Annotated in this window: 22 protein-coding genes; 13 read left to right on the forward strand and 9 right to left on the reverse strand. The window is 46.2% G+C overall.

Features of this window, described 5'->3' with window-relative positions:
* The first annotated feature begins 32 nt into the window (after positions 1-32).
* From H6F77_RS12755 to H6F77_RS12765, 4 genes are all read left to right on the forward strand, one after another.
* Complete coding sequence (locus H6F77_RS12755) at positions 33-200, forward strand: hypothetical protein (RefSeq protein WP_190489025.1); 168 nt, start codon at positions 33-35, stop codon at positions 198-200.
* A gap of 874 nt (positions 201-1,074) precedes the next feature.
* The gene (locus H6F77_RS27565) at positions 1,075-1,281 is read left to right on the forward strand and encodes a hypothetical protein (protein WP_206753460.1); all 207 of its coding nucleotides are present in this window, start codon (positions 1,075-1,077) and stop codon (positions 1,279-1,281) included.
* A gap of 38 nt (positions 1,282-1,319) precedes the next feature.
* Complete coding sequence (locus H6F77_RS12760) at positions 1,320-1,517, forward strand: heavy-metal-associated domain-containing protein (RefSeq protein WP_190489026.1); 198 nt, start codon at positions 1,320-1,322, stop codon at positions 1,515-1,517.
* 229 nt (positions 1,518-1,746) lie between these two features.
* The gene (locus H6F77_RS12765) at positions 1,747-2,364 is read left to right on the forward strand and encodes a COP23 domain-containing protein (RefSeq protein WP_190489028.1); all 618 of its coding nucleotides are present in this window, start codon (positions 1,747-1,749) and stop codon (positions 2,362-2,364) included.
* A 126-nt stretch (positions 2,365-2,490) separates the two neighbouring features.
* Here the strand turns inward: H6F77_RS12765 and H6F77_RS12770 are convergent, their stop codons facing one another.
* Positions 2,491-4,377, reverse strand: coding sequence for a tetratricopeptide repeat-containing S1 family peptidase (locus H6F77_RS12770; protein WP_190489037.1), 1,887 nt, complete (start codon positions 4,375-4,377; stop codon positions 2,491-2,493).
* Here H6F77_RS12770 and H6F77_RS12775 point away from each other — a divergent pair.
* The gene (locus H6F77_RS12775; protein WP_190489039.1) at positions 4,376-4,531 is read left to right on the forward strand and encodes a hypothetical protein; all 156 of its coding nucleotides are present in this window, start codon (positions 4,376-4,378) and stop codon (positions 4,529-4,531) included. The genes H6F77_RS12770 and H6F77_RS12775 overlap by 2 nt on opposite strands.
* A gap of 346 nt (positions 4,532-4,877) precedes the next feature.
* Here the strand turns inward: H6F77_RS12775 and H6F77_RS12780 are convergent, their stop codons facing one another.
* The gene (locus H6F77_RS12780) at positions 4,878-5,087 is read right to left on the reverse strand and encodes a hypothetical protein (RefSeq protein WP_190489041.1); all 210 of its coding nucleotides are present in this window, start codon (positions 5,085-5,087) and stop codon (positions 4,878-4,880) included.
* A 350-nt stretch (positions 5,088-5,437) separates the two neighbouring features.
* Between H6F77_RS12780 and H6F77_RS12785 the strand changes: the two genes are divergently transcribed.
* Entirely contained in the window at positions 5,438-6,421 is a 984-nt protein-coding gene (locus H6F77_RS12785) for a GGDEF domain-containing response regulator (RefSeq protein WP_190489052.1), read from the forward strand.
* Positions 6,422-6,541: 120 nt separating this feature from the next.
* Here H6F77_RS12785 and H6F77_RS12790 read toward each other — a convergent pair whose 3' ends face one another.
* Both H6F77_RS12790 and H6F77_RS12795 read right to left on the reverse strand, forming a co-directional pair.
* Entirely contained in the window at positions 6,542-7,219 is a 678-nt protein-coding gene (locus H6F77_RS12790; RefSeq protein ID WP_190489054.1) for an ATP-dependent Zn protease, read from the reverse strand.
* A gap of 61 nt (positions 7,220-7,280) precedes the next feature.
* A complete protein-coding gene (locus tag H6F77_RS12795) occupies positions 7,281-8,108 on the reverse strand; it encodes a M15 family metallopeptidase (protein ID WP_242022125.1) in 828 nt (275 codons plus the stop codon).
* Between the two features lie 166 nt (positions 8,109-8,274).
* Between H6F77_RS12795 and H6F77_RS12800 the strand changes: the two genes are divergently transcribed.
* Entirely contained in the window at positions 8,275-9,201 is a 927-nt protein-coding gene (locus H6F77_RS12800) for an AEC family transporter (protein WP_190489056.1), read from the forward strand.
* A gap of 182 nt (positions 9,202-9,383) precedes the next feature.
* On the opposite strand, the gene H6F77_RS12805 is transcribed toward H6F77_RS12800, so the two are convergent.
* Positions 9,384-9,911: a phosphoribosyltransferase gene (locus H6F77_RS12805; RefSeq protein ID WP_190489058.1), complete on the reverse strand. Its 528-nt coding sequence runs from the start codon at positions 9,909-9,911 to the stop codon at positions 9,384-9,386.
* Between the two features lie 75 nt (positions 9,912-9,986).
* Between H6F77_RS12805 and H6F77_RS12810 the strand changes: the two genes are divergently transcribed.
* From H6F77_RS12810 to H6F77_RS12820, 3 genes are all read left to right on the forward strand, one after another.
* Entirely contained in the window at positions 9,987-11,429 is a 1,443-nt protein-coding gene (locus tag H6F77_RS12810) for an MFS transporter (protein WP_190489060.1), read from the forward strand.
* Between the two features lie 326 nt (positions 11,430-11,755).
* A complete protein-coding gene (locus H6F77_RS12815) occupies positions 11,756-13,240 on the forward strand; it encodes a M16 family metallopeptidase (RefSeq protein WP_242022129.1) in 1,485 nt (494 codons plus the stop codon).
* A 54-nt stretch (positions 13,241-13,294) separates the two neighbouring features.
* Complete coding sequence (locus H6F77_RS12820) at positions 13,295-14,812, forward strand: M16 family metallopeptidase (RefSeq protein WP_190489062.1); 1,518 nt, start codon at positions 13,295-13,297, stop codon at positions 14,810-14,812.
* Positions 14,813-14,925: 113 nt separating this feature from the next.
* Here H6F77_RS12820 and H6F77_RS12825 read toward each other — a convergent pair whose 3' ends face one another.
* Positions 14,926-16,125: a S41 family peptidase gene (locus H6F77_RS12825; protein ID WP_309228839.1), complete on the reverse strand. Its 1,200-nt coding sequence runs from the start codon at positions 16,123-16,125 to the stop codon at positions 14,926-14,928.
* Positions 16,126-16,831: 706 nt separating this feature from the next.
* On the opposite strand from H6F77_RS12825, the gene H6F77_RS12830 reads away from it, so the two are divergent.
* Both H6F77_RS12830 and H6F77_RS12835 read left to right on the forward strand, forming a co-directional pair.
* Positions 16,832-17,329, forward strand: coding sequence for a pentapeptide repeat-containing protein (locus tag H6F77_RS12830; RefSeq protein WP_190489075.1), 498 nt, complete (start codon positions 16,832-16,834; stop codon positions 17,327-17,329).
* 359 nt (positions 17,330-17,688) lie between these two features.
* Entirely contained in the window at positions 17,689-17,859 is a 171-nt protein-coding gene (locus H6F77_RS12835) for a hypothetical protein (RefSeq protein WP_190489077.1), read from the forward strand.
* Between the two features lie 62 nt (positions 17,860-17,921).
* Here H6F77_RS12835 and H6F77_RS12840 read toward each other — a convergent pair whose 3' ends face one another.
* The 3 genes from H6F77_RS12840 to H6F77_RS12850 all read right to left on the reverse strand — a co-directional run bounded on the left by H6F77_RS12840 (position 17,922) and on the right by H6F77_RS12850 (position 21,059).
* Positions 17,922-19,844 (reverse strand): serine/threonine-protein kinase, encoded by a 1,923-nt coding sequence (locus H6F77_RS12840; protein WP_190489078.1) that lies wholly within the window; start codon positions 19,842-19,844, stop codon positions 17,922-17,924.
* Positions 19,845-19,943: 99 nt separating this feature from the next.
* Complete coding sequence (locus H6F77_RS12845; RefSeq protein ID WP_190489080.1) at positions 19,944-20,489, reverse strand: GIY-YIG nuclease family protein; 546 nt, start codon at positions 20,487-20,489, stop codon at positions 19,944-19,946.
* A gap of 243 nt (positions 20,490-20,732) precedes the next feature.
* A complete protein-coding gene (locus H6F77_RS12850) occupies positions 20,733-21,059 on the reverse strand; it encodes a hypothetical protein (protein WP_190489082.1) in 327 nt (108 codons plus the stop codon).
* Positions 21,060-21,262: 203 nt separating this feature from the next.
* On the opposite strand from H6F77_RS12850, the gene H6F77_RS12855 reads away from it, so the two are divergent.
* On the forward strand, positions 21,263-22,918 hold the full coding sequence (locus H6F77_RS12855) for an ABC transporter substrate-binding protein (protein ID WP_190489084.1): 1,656 nt from the start codon (positions 21,263-21,265) through the stop codon (positions 22,916-22,918).
* Positions 22,919-22,989: the final 71 nt, after the last annotated feature.

Below are 22,989 nucleotides of genomic sequence, written 5' to 3' on the forward strand. Positions count from 1 at the left end.
AAGGGCTAGGTGGCGTAACTTCTCTTGAAGAGATGGCGATTCATCGCGTCTCTTCTCGTTATCCATTTTTACATTCCTTCATGCGTTGTTGCAGCCGTTCGCATCTGGTTCGCTATTGCGTCCGCCCAGTCTGGCTGAAAATACCTCTTAGCGATGCGGCTGCCTCACCAGCATCGCGGGCTAAAATCCAAAATCGCTAAGAGTGCAAAGCTGGCGATGCTTTAACCTTTTATTACCTAAGCTGCGATTCGTAAAAGCTCTTAAACTTTTGTTAACGAATAGGTTATACCAGTTGCGGCAATGCTAATTTAATAGTGGACACCAAAGAGATAGCAACAGAGAGAAAAAAGGAGGAAGAAAAAACAGAAGTTAATGGGTTGAGATGCGGTGTCTCCTGTCGCAAACCCACGTGCAGCAAGAACCACCCCAGCATAGGTGAAATTGCAAGAAGCCCAGACGCGGCAAACCCAAGTTCGGGATCTTGGCAAACACGCTACTGCTAGAAAATTTAGGGTTAAAGCTGCCAAATTGTCCACCTTAGTTGTGATTTCATTGACAAATCTACTTCTTTATTTACTACGGGCTTAGTCGCATTGACTAAGCCCTAAAAATTTTTAGGGTACAAATTTTTAAAGTTTATAAAACATCTATCTAGTGGCGGATATTGTGGGAGAAAAGAATTTTTTACGGGTTAATTTGCAAGAATGTAAACTTTAGTAAAAGAATGAGTTCAGCTAGAAAATATAGTGTTAATTTAATAGTGGACACAAACCAGAGAGAAATCCTGGAAAAAACAAAAGCAATTCTGACCTGTGTCTCCTGTCAGCAAGTTGCGATCGCAGGATGAACCCAAGCATAGTAAAAAGTGGCCGAACGCTCTAAGTTTTAGAGATGAGCCAAACCAATTCCGGAAAGAACGGTCTGTGTAGGTGGGTTGGAAGCCAAGGCTGCGAATGTTGTAAACCCTTAGTAGTTTTCGATAGAAACTGGGAAAAGTAGCTCGTTGAAAATAAAAGTTCCCATGATGTAGCTCTGTCAACCTTGACGGGGCTGCATTGCATTTTCGGGGAAGTTTTGTTAAGAAAAAATATCTGGCGATTGGAAATCGCGGCTAGACAAACCAAGTCCGCCTGCGCGGACTCAATTGAGCCTGCGGAGGCAGGCTTTGTTTGTGTAGCCCCAGACTTCCAGTCTGTGGGCGATTTGCAAATACAGGATGCTCCCATCAAATATGTGTCGGTGGATACAGGTAATAAACACTGCTATAAAGATAAAATTTAGCTACAAAATAAATTAAGCAGGTTCGCCAGAGGTTTACTATGGCAATAAAATTAAGTGTTCCGACTATTGTATGTGAGGGTTGTGCAGACACAATTACCGAAGCGATTACTACAGTCGATTCAGATGCAAAGGTAGAGGTGGATGTAAAAACAAAAACCGTGACGCTAGAATCGGAAGCGGCGCCAGAGTCATTTAAACAAGCGATTGTAGCCACAGGTCACAAAATCGCTGAATAATTTATCTTAGAGGCGCGATCGCGCCAATAACAATTCAGTTTTTTGTTTCACACATTGAACCCCCTGGCGTAGCTGGGGGGTTTGACTTTGTAATTCACCGCACTACAATCAAAATTCGCGCAACGCCAGACTATGCAAGCGCGATCGCACTTTACTCATAAAAACACCCGCAGACAGATGAGTTATCTTAGAAAAATCATTGTCTCAAGTGGGTTTCAGAGCAGGTCGTATGTCTTCAACGCGCCTCGGATCTTTAGAACGAGCTAGTCTGGTTGTAGCGATTATGAGTCTTGTGATTGGTGGTGCTAGTTTTGCTTATGCTGTGGCTACTGGCTGGCGACCCGGAGACTTGTTCGCCGGACAAAATGACCGCTTTTCTTGCCAACTCCGGTATTACGATGAAGAACGTCGTGAAATTCCGACGGTTATGTATCATAACGACAAAGGGACGCAGCCTTGGCTGAGGATGGTTAACACCTTTGGCGAAGACTGGACAACCCCGAAACGCTGCGAGACAATAGCCGACCGATTGGAAAGTTTTCGCAAAGATGGTTTGAGGGAATTGACTTATCGCACAGACAGCAACACGCCGACGCAATCTGTAATCTGTGCGAAAACTAAGAGCAGTGGAAATAATTGTGAACTGCTAGTGACGCTGACGCGGGATGCAAATGCCTACGAGTCTTTGAAGAAGATGACGGAGGCTATGAAAAATGGTAATACTGTCGATCAAAGCAGTAACGGTGGCTCGTCTGCGGCTGCTTTATCTCCATCTTCGCCGTCCGTTCCTCTAGGCAATTTGTTGGCAGATGAGGATACTAAAGCTGGAGAAACACCAGCAAAATAATATTATTTACAACTGATGGGCGTTGTTGGTGGTAGGTGATTCTGAGCGAAATGGAATAAAGGGCGAATAGAATTCGCATCTACAGGAGACAAAACCCGCGCAGGCGGGTTTCAAAATAATTCTGTGTTATTGAGATCGCCCCATCTTAGTTAACAACAGCTTGCGGTTATCTATTGCTAATTGGTGGCTAGGGTCAAATTTAATTGCTTTGTCGAAGGATTCGAGTGCTTCGCCGTAACGTTTCAACTTATATAGCGCCGCGCCTCGATTATTCCAAGCCATAGAGTAGTCAGGCTTGAATTGAATCGCTTTGTCAAGAGATTTGATCGCCTCTTCATAGCGTTTCAACGTATGTAGCGCCACGCCTCGACTATACCAAGCTTCATGGTAGTCAGGCTTGATTAGAATGGCTTTGTCAAAAGAAGCGATCGCGTCTTCAGAGCGTTTCAAATCATCTAGCGCTATGCCTCGGTTATTCCAAGCAGCAGAGTAGTCAGGCTTTAATTGAATGGCTTTATCATAAGATGCGATCGCGTCATCGTATCGTTTAAGCTTAATTAGCACAATGCCTCGCGCATCCCAAACAGCGGTGCGGCTTGTTTCGCCCCATTCACCATTTTCTTGAATGGCTTTGTCATAAGAAGCTAGTGCTTCTTGGTATTGTTTGAACTCATATAACGTAATACCCCGGTTATACCAAGCCATAGAGTAGTCAGGCTTGAATTGAATCGCTTTGTTAGTAGAAGTTAATGCTTCTTCGTAGCGTTGCAATAAATGTAGTATGTTGCCTTTGTTAGCCCAAACAAAAGCATAATCCGGCTTGAATTGAAGGGCTTTGTCATAGGATGCGAGCGCCTCCTTATAGCGTTTCAACATTTCTAGCGCATAGCCTCGACCATACCAAGCATCAACGAAGTCGGGCTTGAATTGAATAGCTTTGTCATAAGATGCGATCGCGTCCTCATAACGTTTCAGCTTAAATAGCGCCCAGCCTCGACCAGCCCAAGCTTGATGTAATTCAGGCTTGATTTGAATGGCTTTGTCATAAGATGCGCTCGCCTCTTCATACCGTTTCAAATTACCTAGCGCATTGCCTCGATTATTCCAAGCTTCATAGTAATCAGGCTTTATTTGAAGAGCTTTGTCATAAGATGCGATCGCCTCTTCATAGCGTTCAGAGACTAACAAATCATTGCCGCTTTTCAACAACTCTTCTGCTGTGGGTGCAGATGATTTAGCCACAGCGTCAGTGGCAATATTGGAAATATTTGCCTTGTAAATATTGCTGGGAATCCCCCATTTAAAAGTGTTAATTTGTTCTACGCCATCACCAGCAGCGACAGTTGTTGCAGACTGCTGTTGTGGCGGCAAATTTTCTCCTGTTAATTTTGCCTTTTCGACAAGTTCGCGATCGCTGCGACCGTGAATAGCAATTACTTCCCCAGCTATATTTACCGCTGGCCCGCCACTCATCCCCCCAGCCGTCGTAACCGGGTAGGAAATCCCATAACCATCAGCTCGTTTGTCCAGCGCCGACACTGTACCCTGTACAAACTGCGGCACCGATGAACCACCTGCAAAACCAGTAATATAGATAGCATCTGTCACATTCACTTTATCCGAGTCGCCCAATTCTAGAGGTTTATACGGACAATTTTCCCCACCAGCATCAAACGTTACCACTGCTAAATCCTGGTCGCGGAATCGTCGAACATTGGAAGTTTTTCTAGTTTTTCCGTCATTAGTTTGCAGCCGTAAGTTGCTAGTCGGTGCTACCACATGACGCGCCGTGACTACGGTGCAGACACCTTTTTCCCCCTGCACGAAAAATCCAGTTCCATTTCCTTGTTTGTCTTGGTAAGTGATGATTACCACGCTTGCTTTTGTAAGGTTGTAAATTTCTCCAGGGGTTTTTGTTTTCGGCTGCGGTTGCGGTTGCGGTTGCGGTTGAGAACAGCTGGATATTAATAAAGTGATGAAGCCAGAAGCAATAAACCAGCACGAGTATTTCATGTGTACCTATAGCATTCAGAGGAAATATGCCCACAGCCTCAAGCCTGGTTTAGCACAAAATTCTATTTTTGGGAACAGGGTAATTACTGATAGCGTGCCTATTGCCCGCTACTCTCCCAATCTGATGCACTGTCGATGGCGATCGCGCCAGTAGGATGAAGTCAAGTAGCAATAACGTTCTTATTTTAGCCTGCTCTAAACTAAAGCAATGTCGATAGCGATCGCTTGGGGTGGCTCTACCAAGTTTAAAAATAAATATTTATGTGTTTAGTATTTAAATAAATTTAAATACTAAACACATTTTTTAAAATTAATACTATTGTTAGATATAGACATAAATTTTTATAAGCCAAATTATCCTCTTCCATCTAGTAGAAGAATATCCCCTTTTTTGCGTGTCTCAGCAAGGCGATCGCTCTACTAAAAAATTATGGCGAACTGCCTTTTGCAAACAAAGCCTGCCCCTGCCAGACTAAGTTGAGTCGGCATAACCCCAGATTTCAGTCTGCGGGCGATTTGCAAATTCGGGATTTTCCTGCGGACTCGCGTGCTAACCGCACCCCAAGGAGGGCGATCGCGCCTTCATCCCTACCGCACTGGGGGGATTCTCCCCGCGCCCCACCGCCCCTTAGTGCGAGAGGGAGTTGGGGGGTGAGGGGAAATCGCGATACCCCTTTAGGCTTAAATCGTGCGATATCGTTAAAATTCATGAAGACACAAGAGAACGAGCTTTGCTGTCTTTGCAGTTAGTACCAATAGAATCTCGATGTTTATCAAATATTTAAGAAAATAGGATTTTTGAGCGATATTTGTAAAGATTAGGTAAATTTAGCTATGAGCGATTGGATAGTGATTTCTGCTTACTGTAGAAATCAAGAACGGTAACAGGGTGGATAAAAAGTGCGATCGCGACAGAAATTGAGTCCCCAGATCGGTAGAAAACTGGGGCGCAGGGACTCGCATCTACCTTCTCACGTTAAATTATCTATATCTGCAAGTGGTGGAAGTTCTTACGTCTTATCAGGGTCAGAGCGTTTTTTTCTCCAGGCATCCTAAGCTAATGGACGCTTCTGTTCTGGTAGTTGGAGGCAACCAGTTTGTTGCTACATTCTTTCGGCGGCTTCGCAATTTGGTATCTGGCCGAATCGAGTCCGCGTCGCACTTAGATGATGTCATACCGCTAATTCAAACCCAACAACCGAGTATCTTGATTCTGCAAGCCAGCTTCGCAGACAGTCTGGAATTATGCCGCCAAATTAAAGAACAGCCACAGCTTGTTGCAATTTACTGCATTGTTGTAGAAATAGTCCCCCAGCTCAATGAGAACGAAAGCTGGGACAGGAATTGGGAGTTGCTGGAGGCGGCACAAGCCATGGAAAACGGTGCAGATGCCTACTTGCAGATCGCCGCAGCCACAGAACTAGGCGTTTACTCGGTGGCTGAAGACCGCCTGCTTTTGGCGCACATTCGGGCGGGGGTTACGCAGGTGAAAAATTACCGCCAACTGATGGAAACAAATGATTTTTTATCTAGCATTGCGCTTGCTGATGCACTGACCGGATTGAATAACCGTCGCGCATTGGAATGGGATTTACCGCGACAGGTGCAAAATGCTCGCACGCGCATCGCACCTTTGAGCTTAATTATGCTGGATGTAGACTTTTTCAAGTCGATCAACGACAATCACGGGCATCTGGTGGGCGATCGCGTCCTCAAAATTCTTTCCGCACGTCTGCAACACAACCTCCGCGTTCAAGACACCCTCTTTCGCTATGGTGGCGAAGAATTTGTTGTCATCCTCAGCAACACCCCCCCTTCAGAAGCGCAACACGTAGCTCGCCGCTTGCGTTGCCTAATTGCCGATCAACCTTTTAGCATCGAGGAGTCGCTGGCAATAAACGTTACCATCAGTCTGGGAACCGCCTCCCTAAAACCTACCGATGACGGCAAAGGGGTGAGCTTGCTAAATCGCGCTGACCAAAATCTGTTGTTAGCAAAAAACTCCGGTCGCAACCAAGTAGTTAGTGAAGGAAGCGAGTTTTGAGTTTTGAATTAAAATTTATCTTGATAGGTACGAAACAAACATTTGCAAGGGTTTGATGGGTAACTACCGAGCCTACAAATAATTAAATTCGTCTAGCTAATAAATCCTAACTATTCTCAATTACCCCTCACTAATCAAGCGATGTTGTTCGATAACAGCAGAGCATTCTTCTACCGAGGCGCGTTGCTGCATAGCAGTTACCAAGGCTTCGTAGGCAGCCCACTGCTGCTTAATCAGAGTAGTTGCTTGCAGAGTTGAAAATCGCTCTTGCTGTAAAGATTCATTTTGCCGACGCCCCAGAGCTGTAAGAGCCGTTCTGAGTTGCTGGCGGTCGTCGTCGCCGCCGAGAGCGCTGCCATAGGCCAGAGTTTCTGCGGCAATGCCAGCCATCAATACGGTGGAGAAGCGCTCGATAACAACAGCGGGTATTGGTGAGGTTAATTCCAGGGGGGCAAAGGCGACGCCGCCTTGTCCTGGTTGGCCTTGTCGCAAAGCTTCCCAAGCACTGAGGGCATAGCCTGTGATGGGAATATCGAACAGGTAGGCAACCAGGAAGTGACCAGCTTCGTGTCGGACAATGCGATCGCGCCTTTTAGGATCGACACCTGCAAGCCACTCCAGAAGAATAGTTCCACCTTTGCCTTGCCAGGTGAAACTGTCGAGAGTGGCGAGTCCCAGGATGGTAAAAGTAGCGATCGCGGGTATAACGGGCGACAAATTGAACATCGGCCCCAACAAGCTGGTAAGCGTCATCAAAAAAACGCCTATAGCGATCGCATTCAGAGCTGTTTGCTGCATTAACTTAGGGGCTAGCGAAGGATACTTATAAAGTAATTCATAATTTCTAGTTAATAACTCATTATTTCTCCCCAGTTGTTGGTGTTGGCTCCCCAGTTGTTGGTGTTGGCTTCTGGCTTTCCTTAGCCTTGTAGAATGTTTCCAAGCTCTGGGGATCGCCCACAAAACGCCAGTGCCAAGGCTCATAGTTTAGACCTTGAGGATTATTGCGGGGAAAAGACATCTCAAAGCTGAAACGAGCTGCATTTGCCTGAAGCCACTTAAACGCAGCAGTCTTTTCAAAAGTTGGACTCAGGTTAGTTGCGGGTACATTTCCGTCGCCAATATCCGCCGCATAGCCAGTGTGATGTTCGCTGTGACCGGGAGGCGCACTAACTTTTGCCCGCTCTTTGGCATCTTGTCCTCGTTGCGCCTTGACATCAAAAAACAAGTGCTTCTGCTCGGCTATAGAGCGGAATCCTGAAATCGGCACCAAAATGACGCCATTAGCCCGTGCTGCTGCTGCCATCGCCTTATATTGTTTGGCCGCAGCTTTACGCATTTGCAGGCGACCATCTGGTGTAATCGGTGCAAGTTCCGACGCGGGTACTTCTTCGTAGGCAAAGTGTCCCAACAAAGTATCGGCATCGCTAGGCGAAGCCGTTGGGCTGCTGGTTACAGCTGGCTCAGTTGAGGCCGAATTTTCCGGCGATTTGGGTGTTATCAGGATAGCAACGACAACGCCTAGGGCGATCGCTATCAATCCCGCTGCGCTCCCAATTATCAATAGCGGCTTCAACCGATATCGGCGGCGGGGCGCAGGCGTATTCCGCAACGCAACAGGAATATCATCCACCTGCGGCGGTGGCAACATTTTTGGTGGTTTCTTCGGCAAACCCGCGTTATCCAAGGTAGCCACTCCTCATTAATTAGTTTTTTTACTTTACAAGAATTCTAAACGCAGCCAGGTTCATCACAGCCCCACCCTGGTTAAGCATCGCGCAAAACATCAAGAGAGGCTGACTTAGTATGATACAAATGGCAGTTTACAACTACTGCTAGCACCACATAAAACAATGTCCAGTTTAGGAACTCGGCTGTTGGAACTGTACGTGCAGCTTGGTGGCGGAGTCTTGCTGGGATGGGTTTTAGGACGCCTGCTGCCCAAGGCTGTTCCGGCATTGTTGGGTCAGTTTCTGTTCTGGATTGGCGTGCCCATCGGTATTTTCTCCTTCCTGCGCGGCGCGGACTTATCCGGGTCGATTTTGATTGCACCTGTAGCTGCTTGGGTTGCTATTTTAGCGGGAGCTGGATTAGCCTGGGCTTGGAGCGGCGCCTACTCGCACCAGAATTGGAGCAAAGCAACTCAGGGCAGCTTTATACTTGCCTCAATGGTAGGTAACACTGGCTATCTGGGCTATCCGCTTACCCTGGCTATAGTCGGGCAGAAATATTTTGTTTGGGCAATATTTTATGACTTACTGGGCAGCACGCTGGGAGCCTACGGCTTGGGTGTTATCCTCGCGGCTCGTTTTGGCATGGGGACACAGAGCGTAGGGCAATTAATTCTCACCTTTGTGAAAAACCCTGCAATGTGGAGTTTTGGGTTGGGGTTGGCTTTTCGCAACCTACCGCTTCCTGAGTCAGTTGAACAATTGCTGCGAGTGTCTGCTTGGAGCGCGATCGCTTTTGCCCTAGTGCTTATTGGGATGCGGTTGAGCGAGTTGTCTTCTTGGGGAAGTTGGCGACAGGCGTCAATTAGCCTGTCGATTAAGATGTTGCTGGTTCCCCTTGTGGTGGGCGGCGCGGTTCGGCTGTTGGGCGTTACGGGGGCACCGCAGTTGGTTATTGTACTGCAAATGGCTATGCCTCCAGCTTTTGCAACTTTAATCTTGGCAGAGGCTTACAATCTAGATCGTGATATGGCAGTTACAGCGATCGCGCTTGGGGCGATCGCGCTTATCGTTACTCTACCAGTTTTGTTGTTGCTATTTGCTGTCTAACTTATTATTAATTGTTCGATTTTTATTGTTAGTTACACAGCCTAATATTGATTGCTGAGTTTATAGATATGCACGATATTAATCAAACATAACTAGATATAAATATGGAGAAAATAGACGCGATCGCCCGCTTCTAAACAGGAAATTTTCAGCAAGTGCGATCGCGATTTTTTTTACAGAGGCTAATCTGTAACGGCTAATGGCTCATAAGTTGCTGCCAATTCAGCTAAATCCATTTGCTCGTATCGTTCAAAAGGCTGGTGAATCCAAGGGTTGCCTGGTAAATAATCTACATAGTAATCCGGTACTACAGACGAGCAAGCTTTATACCAAATAACTGCTGTACGCACTTGTGCAACATCACCACCGTAGTTTTGAAACAGCCACTTGACAGTTGCATCGAGGGTGATACCAGAATCAACTAAGTCATCGACTAAGAGAATTTTGCTGCCTAAGTGCGCCGTTGTCATAGTTAAATTATGCGAAAACGTGAGGGAACCCCGCACCCTATCGCCTGTGCCAGTGTAGGAAGTGGCAGCTAGAATCGCTAGTGGCTGGCGGTAAATCCGCGATAGAATATCACCCACACGCAGCCCGCCCCTAGCAAGGCAGACAATCTGGTTGAAGTCCCAACCAGACTGATAGATTTTTGCTGCCAACTTTTCTATGTTTTGGTGGTACTGTGACCATGACACGTAAAGGTCTGTCATAATTAGCGCGATCGCCGAGCTTTTAGATTAGATACTAAAGGGCAAGTAATAACTACTAATTCTGTATCAAAGTAAATGACGAATAATGTTCCCTCCGATCATTCTGATGTCACCCCAGAGAGTGAAAAACTGAATTTTAGCACCAAAGTGGCTTATGGCGTGGGGGATATGGGGCCAGCTATGACAGCTAATATGTTGATTTTTTACCTGTCACCCTTCCTCACAGATGTTGCCGGGTTAAATCCACAATTAGCGGGTAAGACTCAGTTAGTTGGCAAAGTATGGGATGCCGTAAACGATCCTTTAGTGGGCGTACTTAGCGACAAAACCAAATCTCGCTGGGGACGACGCTATCCCTGGATGATATTAGGAGGGATTCCTTTTGGAATATTCTTTTTCTTGCAGTGGATTAACCCCTTCAGCGGTAATCAGTGGGGGATGTTCTGGTACTACACGATTATTTCCATCCTATTTAACTCCTTTTATACTGTTGTCAACGTACCCTATACCGCCCTGACTCCAGAACTAACGCAAGACTACAACGAACGCACCCGGCTTAATAGCTTTCGCTTTACTTTCTCTATTGGCGGCAGTATCCTTTCAGTCATCATATTCGGAATAATTCAATCATTACCAGTGTTTCGTAATAACCCCAGCCAACAGTATTTGGTGATGGGAATTGTTATTACAATTATTTCGGTATTACCTTTGTATTGGTGCGTGTGGGGAACCAAAGCGCGGGTAGCAGAAGTATCAGCACAACACCCAGAGACAGAACAGCCAGTTTCAGCCCCATTGCTGCAACAGTTAAAAGATGTTTTGAGAAATCGACCGTTTTTATATGTAGTTGGTATTTATTTGTGTTCTTGGTTAAGCGTGCAGCTAACAGCCGCTATTATTCCTTATTTCGTGCGTAACTGTATGGGCTTGGGCGATCCTTCGGCGGTTGTTTTTGTAATCCTCGCCGTCCAAGTAACCGCGATCGCTATGTTGCCTGTTTGGAATCGCCTTAGCCAGAAAAGAGGTAAAAAAGGCGTTTACTTTATGGGGATGAGTTTGTGGATTATTGCACAAGCTGGCTTGTTTTTTTTGCCAAGCGACCAAGTAGCGCTGATGTATGTATTGGCGGTGATGGCTGGCTTTGGCGTCTCGATTGCTTATCTAATTCCTTGGTCAATGCTACCAGATGTAATTGAATTAGATGAACTCAGAACTGGTCAGCGGCGCGAAGGTATTTTTTATAGTTTCATTACGTTTGTGCAAAAAGTTTGTTTGGGGATTGCAGTAGATTTAGCGCTTTCAAGCTTGGCTTGGGCTGGATATGTTAAGCCCACAGGTGATATACCGCTGCCACGTCAAGATGAGGCTGTAATTTGGGTTATTCGCCTTTTTATTGGCCCGGTGCCTACTGTTGCTTTAATTTGTGGCTTAGTGTTGGCTTATTTTTATCCGCTTACGCGCGAAGTTCATGCGGAAATATTACTGAAATTGAAAGAACGGCGATCGCGCGAAGCATAAATTATGAATTAATTCATAATTAACCATTACCGCTAGTTGCTAGTTATTAGCGGTAAATCAATCCCTCTTACAGACTCCTATTCCCCACAAGAGCATCATCCAGTCTCTATGCTATTAATAGTGCGGTTTGATGTTTGTAGTTTATGATGCAGTTCAGTCGATTGTTGTCACAGCTTATGTCAATGCCTTTTACTGGGTTTAACTCCAGGGAAATTAATTCATCCTACCGCAGCGATCGCGGGCGAATAGCGTCAAGACGAGAACCAACGCGATCGCCCCTGAGAACTATTGTCGCTTTCTTTACTGTCGCGCTGTTGGTGTGGGGAATGCTGCCACAAATGGCTTTGGCACGCACGGAAACACAACGGCAAACCAAAGCTTCAATCCAGCCATACCTAGACCGCGTTATCCAGCAGGTAACAGAGTTTCGCCTGGACAACGGCATCAAGTTTATTGTCCTCGAACGACACCAAGCACCTGTAGTTTCATTTCTCACTTATGCCGATGTCGGCGGTATCGACGAACCCGATGGAAAAACGGGGGTAGCTCACTTTCTAGAGCATTTGGCTTTTAAGGGAACCACGCGCATTGGAACGCAGAACTACCAGGAAGAAAAGCCACTATTAGACCGCCTCGATCGATTAGCCGAACAAATTCAAATAGCCAAAGCTGCTAAGAAAGATGATGAGGTTAGCAAGCTACAGGCTGAATTTACCAAAGTTGAAGCCGAAGCAACTAAATATGCCAAGCAAAATGAACTCGGTCAGATAGTAGAACAAGCTGGGGGAGTTGGCCTTAATGCAACTACCTCGACAGAAGCCACGAGCTATTTCTATAGCTTTCCCTCTAATAAGTTAGAACTTTGGATGTCCCTAGAGTCGGATAGATTTCTAGATCCGGTCTTTAGAGAATTTTATAAAGAGAAGGAAGTCATTCTAGAAGAGCGACGGCTGCGGACTGATAATTCTCCCATCGGTCAGATGATTGAGGCTTTTCTAGAGAAAGCTTTTAAAGTGCATCCATATCACAGACCAGTGATAGGCTACACCCAAGACATCCGCAATCTGACTCGAAAAGATGTGCAGGACTTTTTCGATGCTCACTACGTTCCCAGTAAGTTAACAATTGCTGTAGTGGGAGATGTCAACCCATCTCAGGTGAAAGAGTTAGCTCAGGTTTACTTCGGTCGCTTTAAGGCAAAAACGGTAGCTAAGGAGCAATTACCCCAAGAACCACCGCAGACGGAAACACGGGAAGTGACGCTGCGCTTGACTTCCCAGCCCTGGTATTTGGAAGGATACCATCGTCCGGCGAGGAATCATCCCGACCAAGCAGTATATGAAATTATGGGTCGGCTGTTGAGTGATGGTCGCACGTCTCGCTTGTATAAGTCTTTGGTGGAACAACAGCAAGTAGCGTTGTCGGCTTTAGGATTTAGCGGTTTTCCCGGAGATAAGCATCCGAATTTGATGCTGTTGTATGCGCTAACTGCTCCCGGTCATACAGTGGAGGAGGTGGCTGCTGCTTTGAGCAAGGAGATCGATCGGCTGAAAAACGAGCCTGTATCGGCGATGGAGTTGGATCGGGTGAAGACACAGGCGCGGGCTGAGTTGTTGCGATCGCTCGATTCTAATATGGGCATGGCTCAGTCGTTGGTAGATTACGATGTGAAAACGGGATCTTGGCGCAACTTGTTTAAGGAACTCGATGCGATCGCGGCTGTCAGCGCAGCGGATCTTCAGCGCGTGGCTAAGGAGATGTTTACTGCCCAAAACCGCACTATCGGGCGGATTCTCCCTAAAGAGGGATGATTAAACGAACCTCAGAGTCGCAGAGAAAGCAGAACAAGATTGAGGAAGAATAAAATGCAGTGGTTTGGGCTGAGTAAGTGGAAAAAGAGCAATCCAGAAGGTAAGAAGCAAGGGGCAAAAAGAAAGAGAAAGTTTCTTTATTTGTTGGTTCTTTCTTTAGTCTTTTCACTTTTTACTTTTGACTTTTCTATCGCGGCAGATGCGCGGCATTATACCGATCTGAAATTTCCGCCCTTGCCGGAAATTAAGTTGCCGAATTACACGCGCTTTGTGATGGATAACGGTACGATCGTTTATCTGATGGAGGATCGCGAACTTCCCTTAGTGAACGGTACAGCGGTTTTTCGCACGGGCGATCGCTTGGAACCATCTGAGAAGGTGGGCTTGGGTGCGTTGATGGGAGAAGTGATGCGTACTGGCGGTACAAAGGCGCACTCACCGGATCAATTGAACCAAATGCTAGAACAACGGGCGGCTGCTATTGAAACCGGGGTTAGTACGGCGGACGCTAGCGCAGATTTTAGTGCCCTGAGTGAAGATTTGAATGAAGTTTTTAGCTTGTTTGCTGAGGTAGTTAGACAGCCAGTTTTTTCTCCAGAAAAACTGGATTTAGCTAAGACGCAACAGCGGGGAGGAATTGCGAGGCGAAATGACAGCCCCAATGGTATTGTTGCCCGCGAGTTCCAGAAGTTAGTCTACGGCGAAAATAGCCCTTATGCGCGGACGGTAGAGTATTCAACGGTGGATAATATTTACCGCGATGATTTGGTGGATTTCTACCAGAAATATTTCCATCCCAACAATATGATTTTGGGTATTGTTGGTGATTTTGACAGTAAGGCAATGCGCCAACTGATTGAGGAGAAGTTCGGGGATTGGAAGCCAAATCCCCAACTGAAAATACCACCCGTTCCGTCTGCGTCTCAAGCGAAGACGGGGGGTATTTTTATGGTGAATCAGCCACAATTAACTCAGAGTTATATTCAGATGGGGCATTTGGGCGGTCAGCGAAATAGCCCTGATTATGCGGCTTTGAGCGTGTTGAATGGTGTGTTGAACGGTTTCGGGGGAAGGCTGTTTAATCAAGTGCGATCGCGCCAAGGTTTAGCCTATTCTGTCTATGGCTATTGGGATGCTGCATATGACTATCCCGGTACGTTTATCGCAGCGGGACAAACTCGTTCGGAGACTACTGTACCTTTCATTCAGGCTATGCTTGGTGAAATCAAGCGACTCCGCAGCGAACCTATTACGACAGCAGAATTAGCCTATGCTAAAGAATCTGTGCTGAACTCGTTTGTGTTCAACTTCCAAGACCCTTCTCAAACTTTATCGCGGTTGATCCGATACGAATACTACGGCTACCCGAATGATTTTATCTTCCGTTTCCAGAAAGGGGTGGAAGCAACAACAATCGAGGATGTAAAGCGCGTTGCCGAAAAATACCTACAACCCGAAAATATCGTGACTCTAGTAGTAGGAAATGCAGCCGCAATTCAGCCGCCGCTGACAAGTTTGACGCGAAACGTAACATCGGTAGATATTACGATTCCCAAGCCAAAGAACAGTTAAGGATTTTGTTCATGGTTCATGGTTAATCGCCATGAACCACCAACATAGTTTAAGGTAAGATGAGTTTTATTTGCGTTTCATTGCCTCAACCCAACCTACTTTTTCAAAACTTATTACTTGGTATTAGTAGTAACCGCTGACGCTAAAACATTAACTGCTGTATCTAATTGCGGATCTTTTCCCTCAGCGTACTCTAAGGTAAACGGCACTTCAATATCTGGTATTACTCCTTTTCCTTCCAGGCGTTCTCCATCAACCAAAACATCTACTACAGCCAAATACAACAGGTTGCCATCTTGTAAAAAGAAGGGACTTCCACCAACAACAGCACCAGCCGTTTTGGTTCCAATTACTTTGCCGATATTGTATTTCTTAAAACCATAGGCGAGGATTTCCTTGCCACTTCTTGTGCCATTGTTGACAAGCATCACCACTGGTTTCCGCCATTGCCAATCTAATTTAGTGCTTCTTCCATCGCGATATGTTTGAGTCAATACGGGAACTTTATCGGTAAAAATGTTAAGGTAATTTGGATCGGCTCCGCCCCAACCATCTCGGAGATCCAATATCAAAGCATCTGCATTTCTAAGTTTTCCATAGGTAATCTCGCGGACAAGCTGTTGCTGATATTGATCGCCTGCGTAAGACCAGATATGAATGTAACCGATTTTCTGGCGATCGCGGTCGATTATTCTGATACTGTCCTGCATCGCATCTAGGAAAAGCGTCCTGGGATTTAATTTCTTGGGAATCGCGGTTATCTTTTTGATGCTGTTTGGATCGCTGGTTCTTTGAACCGATATTTGGACTTCTTTACCTGCTTTATCGGTAAAGGATTTAATTGGCTGATACTCGCTACCATCAACCCCAATTATTCTATCCCCTACGTTTAAACCAGCTTTTGCAGCAGGGCTTCCATCTATAATTCCTGATATAAAAGTTTTACCATCTATCAACTTTGTGAAAATTCCAATATCGGTGTAGTCTGATTTGCCGTTAGGAAGAACTTTGGCAATTTGTTGGCTAAAAGAACCACCTCTATCAAAAATACCAATTAGTTGATAATATGCAGGTTCGGATTTTGTATAGAAGCGGGTGTGCGAAGTGTTTAATTCAGAGAGCATTTGGTTGATAACGGGCGATACTTCGTCTATAGATTTCGCCTGCTTTGCCAAAGGATCGTACTTTATCTGCATTGCCTTCCAGTCAACGCCGTTAAACTTTGGATCGAAAAAGTTTTCATTAACTTTTTGCCAAGCTTCGTTTAAAATAGTTACTGGTTTTGCTTGTTTAATGTTGCTTGATTGTGTCACTCCTGGAAATGACATTAAAACGCAAATTAAAAGGCTAAGGCTGGTTAGGCAAACCCAAACGCTTATTTTTTTAAAACGGGAATTTATCATGACGTGCTAGGTATTTATTGCCAAAAGGGAAAATACTCTAAAGACAATTTATTTAGAGGGTAATTTGCTTCTATATATTAGCGCGATCGCCTATTAAGAGGAGCGATACAGACACCGTATTGATAGGCGGGCAATGCCCACCCTAATACTTAAATATTGCAGGTAGAGACTTAAGATAGAAAGCTCATTTTTAGGCAACAAAAGAGGAGGCGATCGCGCTCTACTTTGCCGAAGGCGTTCCCAAGGTCGCGAGGAGGGGCGCTGTACGCGGGAAGCGCTATTTGCACAGCTAGACCCAACAGCAACGAGAACAGAACGACAGAGGGTGCTTTCATAAATTTATATGCATTTGAGATTTTTTCGCAGTAGCGATCGCTCTTATTCTAAACAACTAAAATGCATCGGCTATTTACCTTTGTATAGCTGAATCACCATCCCTCCCGCGTCCAGGCTGGTTCATCAACGTGCTAAGTGCGACTTTAAAATAGTTTTCTTTCCAGGTTACACTATCGACCTATATCTGTGCGATCGCGAGTTAATTATAAGGTGAAAAAAGCGAATTCCAGAGGATTTGGGCGCTATTGTTGAGGGTGTAAATGGATGCAGGAATTGAAGTATGAAAATAACTGTCGAGGAATTGCTCAAGCGATATGCTGCTGGGGAGCGAGATTTTAGAAGATCTCGTTTGCAGGGGATGGATTTGAGTGGAGCTAATTTGCCCGGAATTAACTTGAATAGGGCTAATTTGGCTGATTCCAACCTGAGTAGGGCTAATTTGTCCGGAGCCAATTTGAGGGATGCTTGGCTCCATCAAGTTAACTTGGAAGGGGCTAATTTGTCCGAAACTGATTTGACTCGTGTTGTTTCTAATGATGCCAACTGGAGAGGAGTCAATTTGGATGGTGCTTTCTTGCAACACACTTACCTTGTCTCCGTTGATCTCGAAGGGGCTACCCTCCGAGGTGCCGAAATAAGTAATGCCGAGTTCCAAGACTGCAATATGAGAAACGTCAACGTGTCCGGAGCCACTTGGGACATGATTAATTTCGGAGGGCTGTTCAACGTTGATTTGACTGGGGCTATCGGGGAATTTGACTTGGGCGATTTCATTTGAGTTGGTATTATTTTGCCCAATGGAGAGTTCCTCGAAGCCACTTGGGAGTTCATTGACAAAAAGTGGGGGTAAAGGGAGGAGTGATGAAAATTAACCTCGGAAATTCCCTGGAGCGGACGAGCTAAAATTAGCACAACCTTCCAAACACTATCAGAACCACTAAAAAAATAAGCTCTTTATCTTATTTCCTAAAATAAAAAATTAAGATGTGTTTACCCAATGTTCTATATTATTCATGGCTTAAATACAGCTTCCTGTAAATCTCTCTAAAAAGGAGGCTAGAGAATGGCGTGCATAAGCCATTTTATTGTGAAAAATTGTGCGTGATTTTTTTATAATTTATCTGGCGATCGCGTTTTATGAGATGGGTGCAATTCTCTTTTGCAAAATACCTGGCGATTGAAATCGCGGCGCTGCAAACAAAGCCTGCGGGGCAGGCTGAATTGAGTCCGCGCAGGCGGACGCGGGTTTGTATAGCGGGGACTTCCAGTCTGTTGGTGATTGGCAAATTCGGGATGCAGCCATACTAGATTGCGCGATCGCCAGATATGCTTTGCGAGTAATAAAAACTCCCATTACCCACAAACACTCTTTAACATCTTTGGCTTTTTTCTATAGGCTCAAAATCGTGTAAATCTTGCTCCCAAATGCTGATGTAAATATCACCGCAATTTTGTCGCACGATCTGACCCTGTAACGATCCTTTCCTAAAAGTGAAAGAATCAGATCGACGCCGTTGCACGAGTTGCAGCCCCTCTTTAATGCTATCCGTTGCGCCGCCGTCTATCATTTCATCCAAGGCAGCCGTCATTATCGGAAGATCTACCGTGCGCCTAAAGGATGCCTCAGTTTGGCGAATGCGTCCAGAATTACGGTCGTACAAGTAGCCCAAGTCGATCTGGCCTAATTCATAGACTACAGCGCGGGTCTTCCAACGACCGCTAACATCTCTGGATGGTTGACCGAGGGTTGATTCTACGTCTCTTCTTTGCGTACCTACAGGAAACGTGACGCCGCTATTAGATCCAGGATTTTGGTTGGGGTTGGTGGGTTGTGGCGATATTTGTGGTTGAGTAGAGGGCGATCGCTCTGGTGCAGTTGATGGCGTAGGTACGGGGACGACAATTGCTGGCGATCGCCTTGGCGAAGGCGATGGCGACTCCGATGCTACTGGCGATCGCACGGGAGAAGGTGATGGCGAATCTGAAACTACTGGCGATCGCCTTGGCGAAGGCGATGGCGAATCTGACACTACTGGCGATCGCCTTGGCGAAGGCGATGGCGAATCTGGAACCACTGGTGGCGGCGTCTCTTCATCGCGCCTTGTAGGGGAACGATCCGGATCTGGTTCGGGCGATCGCTCATTTCTCCCCGGATCTTGCACGCTTGGAGAGGTTGGCGTCTCATTTCTTGTCTCCCCCGTGCCTTTAGACGCAGTTTGGCGCGGCGTTCTGGTGAAAGGCAGAATTAGGATTAAAGCCAAAGCCACCAAACCGCCTGCAATCAACGCTGCTTTCAGCCAAGGTGGTTGGCCTTGACCAATTATCGGCCCCCCTGCTGGTACTTGGTTCGGAACAGTTTGCGGGGCATTTTGGGGCGATGAACCGCCGGGATTGCGTCCACCTGGGGATACTGCCACAGTTGCCATGTTAGACAATCCCCCGCCTCCAGAGGGTGCAACACCAGGCTCAACAGCGCCAGACTGCAACGCTGAGAGCATTTCCCCCGCAGAAGAGTAGCGATCGCGCGGATGGGATGAGATCGCCTTATCCAACACAGACACCAAGCTGGGACTTACCCTCGATGCCTGCTGATGCCACAAAATTTCCCCCGTGCGCGGGTCAGTCTGCAACTCGTGCGGCGACTTGCCCGTAAGCAGAAAAACTGCCGTTAAGCCCAAACTGTACAAGTCGCTAGAGTAAACGGGTTGACCAGCAGCCTGTTCAGGCGGCATATATCCAGGCGTGCCAATTACCATCGAGGCGTTGTTAGCAGGGGAGTTTACCCCCCCGCCCACGCTTTCTTTCACAGCACCAAAATCAATTAATACAGGCTTATTATCGCGTTGTCGAATAATCACATTATCCGGCTTGATATCCCGGTGAATCATGCGCTTGTTGTGGACGTAATCCAAAACGGGCAGCAGACTCGCCAGTATATCTTTAACCTCATTTTCAGAAAGTTTGCCTTGCTGTTCTACCTTCTTGGTTAGAGTTGGACCCTCGATGAATTCCTGCACGAGGTAAAATTGTTTATCTTCCTCGAAGTAAGCGTACAATTTGGGAATTTGATTGCTACCTTCACCCACATCCTCTAATATTGCCGCTTCACGCGCAAACCGCTGTTGAGCCACCTTGAACATCTGGTGATCGTTCGTCTGGGGTTTCAGTTGCTTAATTGCACACTTTCTCCCAGAAGGCATATAGCTATCTTCTGCCAGAAAAGTTTGGCCAAATCCACCCGCGCCCAGAATTTTGAGAATGCGATAGCGATTGTTTAAGAGTTGTTGGTTCATGTGAGGTGCGTTAGCGCGTTAGCGGCTCTGTAAAGAGCATCGCGTACTTCGTTGCGGAAATTTGTAGGTTTCGTATTGCCTACCTTAGTTGTTTGGTGGCTATTTTAGATCGAGCAAGCCGCTTTCCTTTAATTTTGGATTGAAGCGGATTTCGGCTTGAACGCCACGCGCTTTCAACTGTGCCAAAATTTCTTCTTCAACTCGCCTTGCCACATTTTTTATCAGTTTTGCTTGTACTACTTCATCTATCATTGGACTTGTAATTTTCGCCTGCTCTTCAGGGGTCATCTGTAGTTTTGCATCGATAGGATCGATCCATTTAGCGGCGTCAGTGCCATTTCCGGGAGGGATTGCCCCATTTTCTTCTATCCAGGCATCCCGGATATTTTCTAGAATTGTGCGATTAGGGCGATCGCTGGTTTGTGCTTTTACCCAATAGCAGCTTTCATTCTGGCGCACTAAATGTTGTTTGAGGCTGAGATATATATCGCGAGAATAGTTAATTAATTGCAGCGCTTTGTCGCCATCGAAAATTGCGTATACCCCAATTTTACCTTGTAAATTATTGGGCAAATCTCCATTTTCATCAACGTAAGGGATATATTCTAAACTTGCAAGTGAAGGTATTTCTGTTTCAGCGTTCATAGTTATTTTCCCTCGTATTTTCGTTATTTCCTCGTTACCAGACTCCAGCATTTCCTCGTTTTTATCGTTACCAGGCTGTTTCTTGTGTTTCTCGTTACCAGGCTCCAGCCTAGTAACGCAAGTTATGAGGCTCTGCCTCTATTTGAATGGAGGCAGAGCCTCCTCATATGCATTCCCAGGCACAGCCTGGGAACGAGAAAGCGGCACAGCCGGGTAACGAGAAACAGCCTGGGAACGATAAAATTATGCAACTTTTCTATAAATCGCACACAAGCGACTGGGATTAAATATTTTCGCCTGAAACATAAAATTAGGCGGGACGTTAACAATAACGTGTTCTTCAGATGCGTGGTAAGCTTCGTATTCCGCAGGCATTCCTTTAGGCGTGGCGTTGCTGTAAGGAACTGGCTGAAAAAGTAGTTCGGTAAACTCTACTTGCTGACATTGTAGTTGTTGAGTTATCTGCTTAATAAAACTTTCCCCTGTTAATAAACTAAACAAAGTTTGTTTAGCATCGGGTTCAAGAGTAAAGTTGCCATCAAAGTTAGTAACAATCTTCAGTCGAGCCATTTAAACGCACATTCTTATTTAGGAACGATATGGCAAATCATACCTGAGATGGCAGTTACAGGCCAAAAGTACGCCGCATGAGGAATTTGATTGTAACAATAGTTAATACTTGTGACAGCCGATGAGGATGGCACAGCCTGGGGTAGAGGGATGATTTAAATTACTACAATGAATTTAACGGGTTACAACGGAGATTCGGAAAGTTGAATCCTCAAGGCAAATGGGTTTGCGATGGTGTTCCCAAAAATAACGACCAACAGTATGCTAGCAATCAACCCCATACACCGCAGGAAAATCACGGGCCAGATTGCCTTGTGTGTGGTTTGCCTAAAGAGGCAATGATTATTGGCGCAAAAACGCAGCAAGTTCAGAAAATATCGCCAAGTCAGCGAACTGTAATATCAAAGCCTTCTACGCCACTACCAATAGCGATTTTATTGGGGATACTAATTGCCCTCGCTGCGGGGTTTGGTTTATATACTTTTCTACAGCGTGGCGATAAGCCTGCGTTAAGTAGCAGGGAAGTGACTGAATCTCCTAGCGTCAAGCCAGGGGAAACCGCAGCAGATCCGCAAGCTATAGTGAGTGCAACTGCGGCTAATGCGGAATTGATTTCTCAGGGAGAGAAGATTTTGCTACCTGGCGCGGCGAATGCAGCAAAGCAACAAGGCGCGGCGGCTTTTGCACAGAAGAACTGGGATGAAGCGATCGCGCGATACCAGCAAGCCGTCACCGCCGACCCCAACGACCCGGAAACTAGAATTTACCTGAACAACGCCAAAGCCAAAAAAGCAGGAAATCCGCTAACAATGGCAACAGTTGTTCCCGTCACGCCTAGTCCAGATTCGGCTAAGGAAATTTTGCGGGGAGTCGGACAAGCTCAAGATAAGTTTAACCAATCATCTCCAGCGCGGCTGTTGGAAGTCGTCATAGTTAACGATGTTGACCCACTAAAAGCGGCTTCGCTGTCGCAAGATTTGATTAACTCGGCCAACGTGTTGGCAGTGCTGGGACATGGCGTAGACAATGGATCTCGCCAAGCGATCGCCATGTACGAACAAAACGGACTAACGGCGCTTTCCCCCATCAGCACCAGCATTACCCCAGGCGAAGGCGGTCAGTCTAGGCTACAAACGATCTCGCTGGCTAAAAAAGCCAACGAGTTATTAGGAAACTATCTGCAAACAGTCGGGACTACATTGGCAAAATACGCCAAACAAAAATCGTCACAGCCTGCTGTTGTAGTTTTCCACAACTCAGATAGTCCTTACAGCCAGCAGCTAAAGCAGCAGTTTACTACAGCGTTGTCTGGAGTTAACGGCAAAGTCGTTAAAGAAGTAGACGTAGCCGATGGCAGCTTTAACGCCGCAACTGAACTAAGCAATGCGAGTAAAGCAGGGGCGAAAATTGCAGTTTTTGCGCTGAGTAAAAACAAAGTAGATCGCGCAGTAGCGATCGCGCAAGCCAATGCCAAATCCGGTACACCCCTACAACTGCTAGGCGGCGACGAACTTTATAACCCCACAATTCTCACGCAAGGCGGCGACGCGATTAACGGCATCGTGCTAGCTGTACCTTGGAGTTCCCAGCCAAACGACCCATTTGCTCAACAATCCGCTAGCATCTGGAGAGGAAGAGTTAGCTGGCGGACGGCAACCGCTTATGATGCAACTCAAGCGTTAGCGTCTGCCTTGACCCAAAACCCCAGCCGTCCGGGAGTTTCCCAGCTACTGAACCAGGGAATTCCCATCAGCGGCACGACGGCTGATTTTAACGTTCTCAACGAAGTTCCCTTGGTTAAAGCCGTCAAAGGTCAAAACGGCCCGCCTGGGTCTAAGTATGAATTTAACCCAATTTAGGGAGGTAGGATGTTTTCAACCGCAGCCTATAGCAGATAAACGTAGATACTTAGCATATTATTCCTCTGCTA

The organism is Microcoleus sp. FACHB-831 (assembly GCF_014695585.1).
Classification (GTDB): Bacteria; Cyanobacteriota; Cyanobacteriia; order Cyanobacteriales; family FACHB-T130; genus FACHB-831.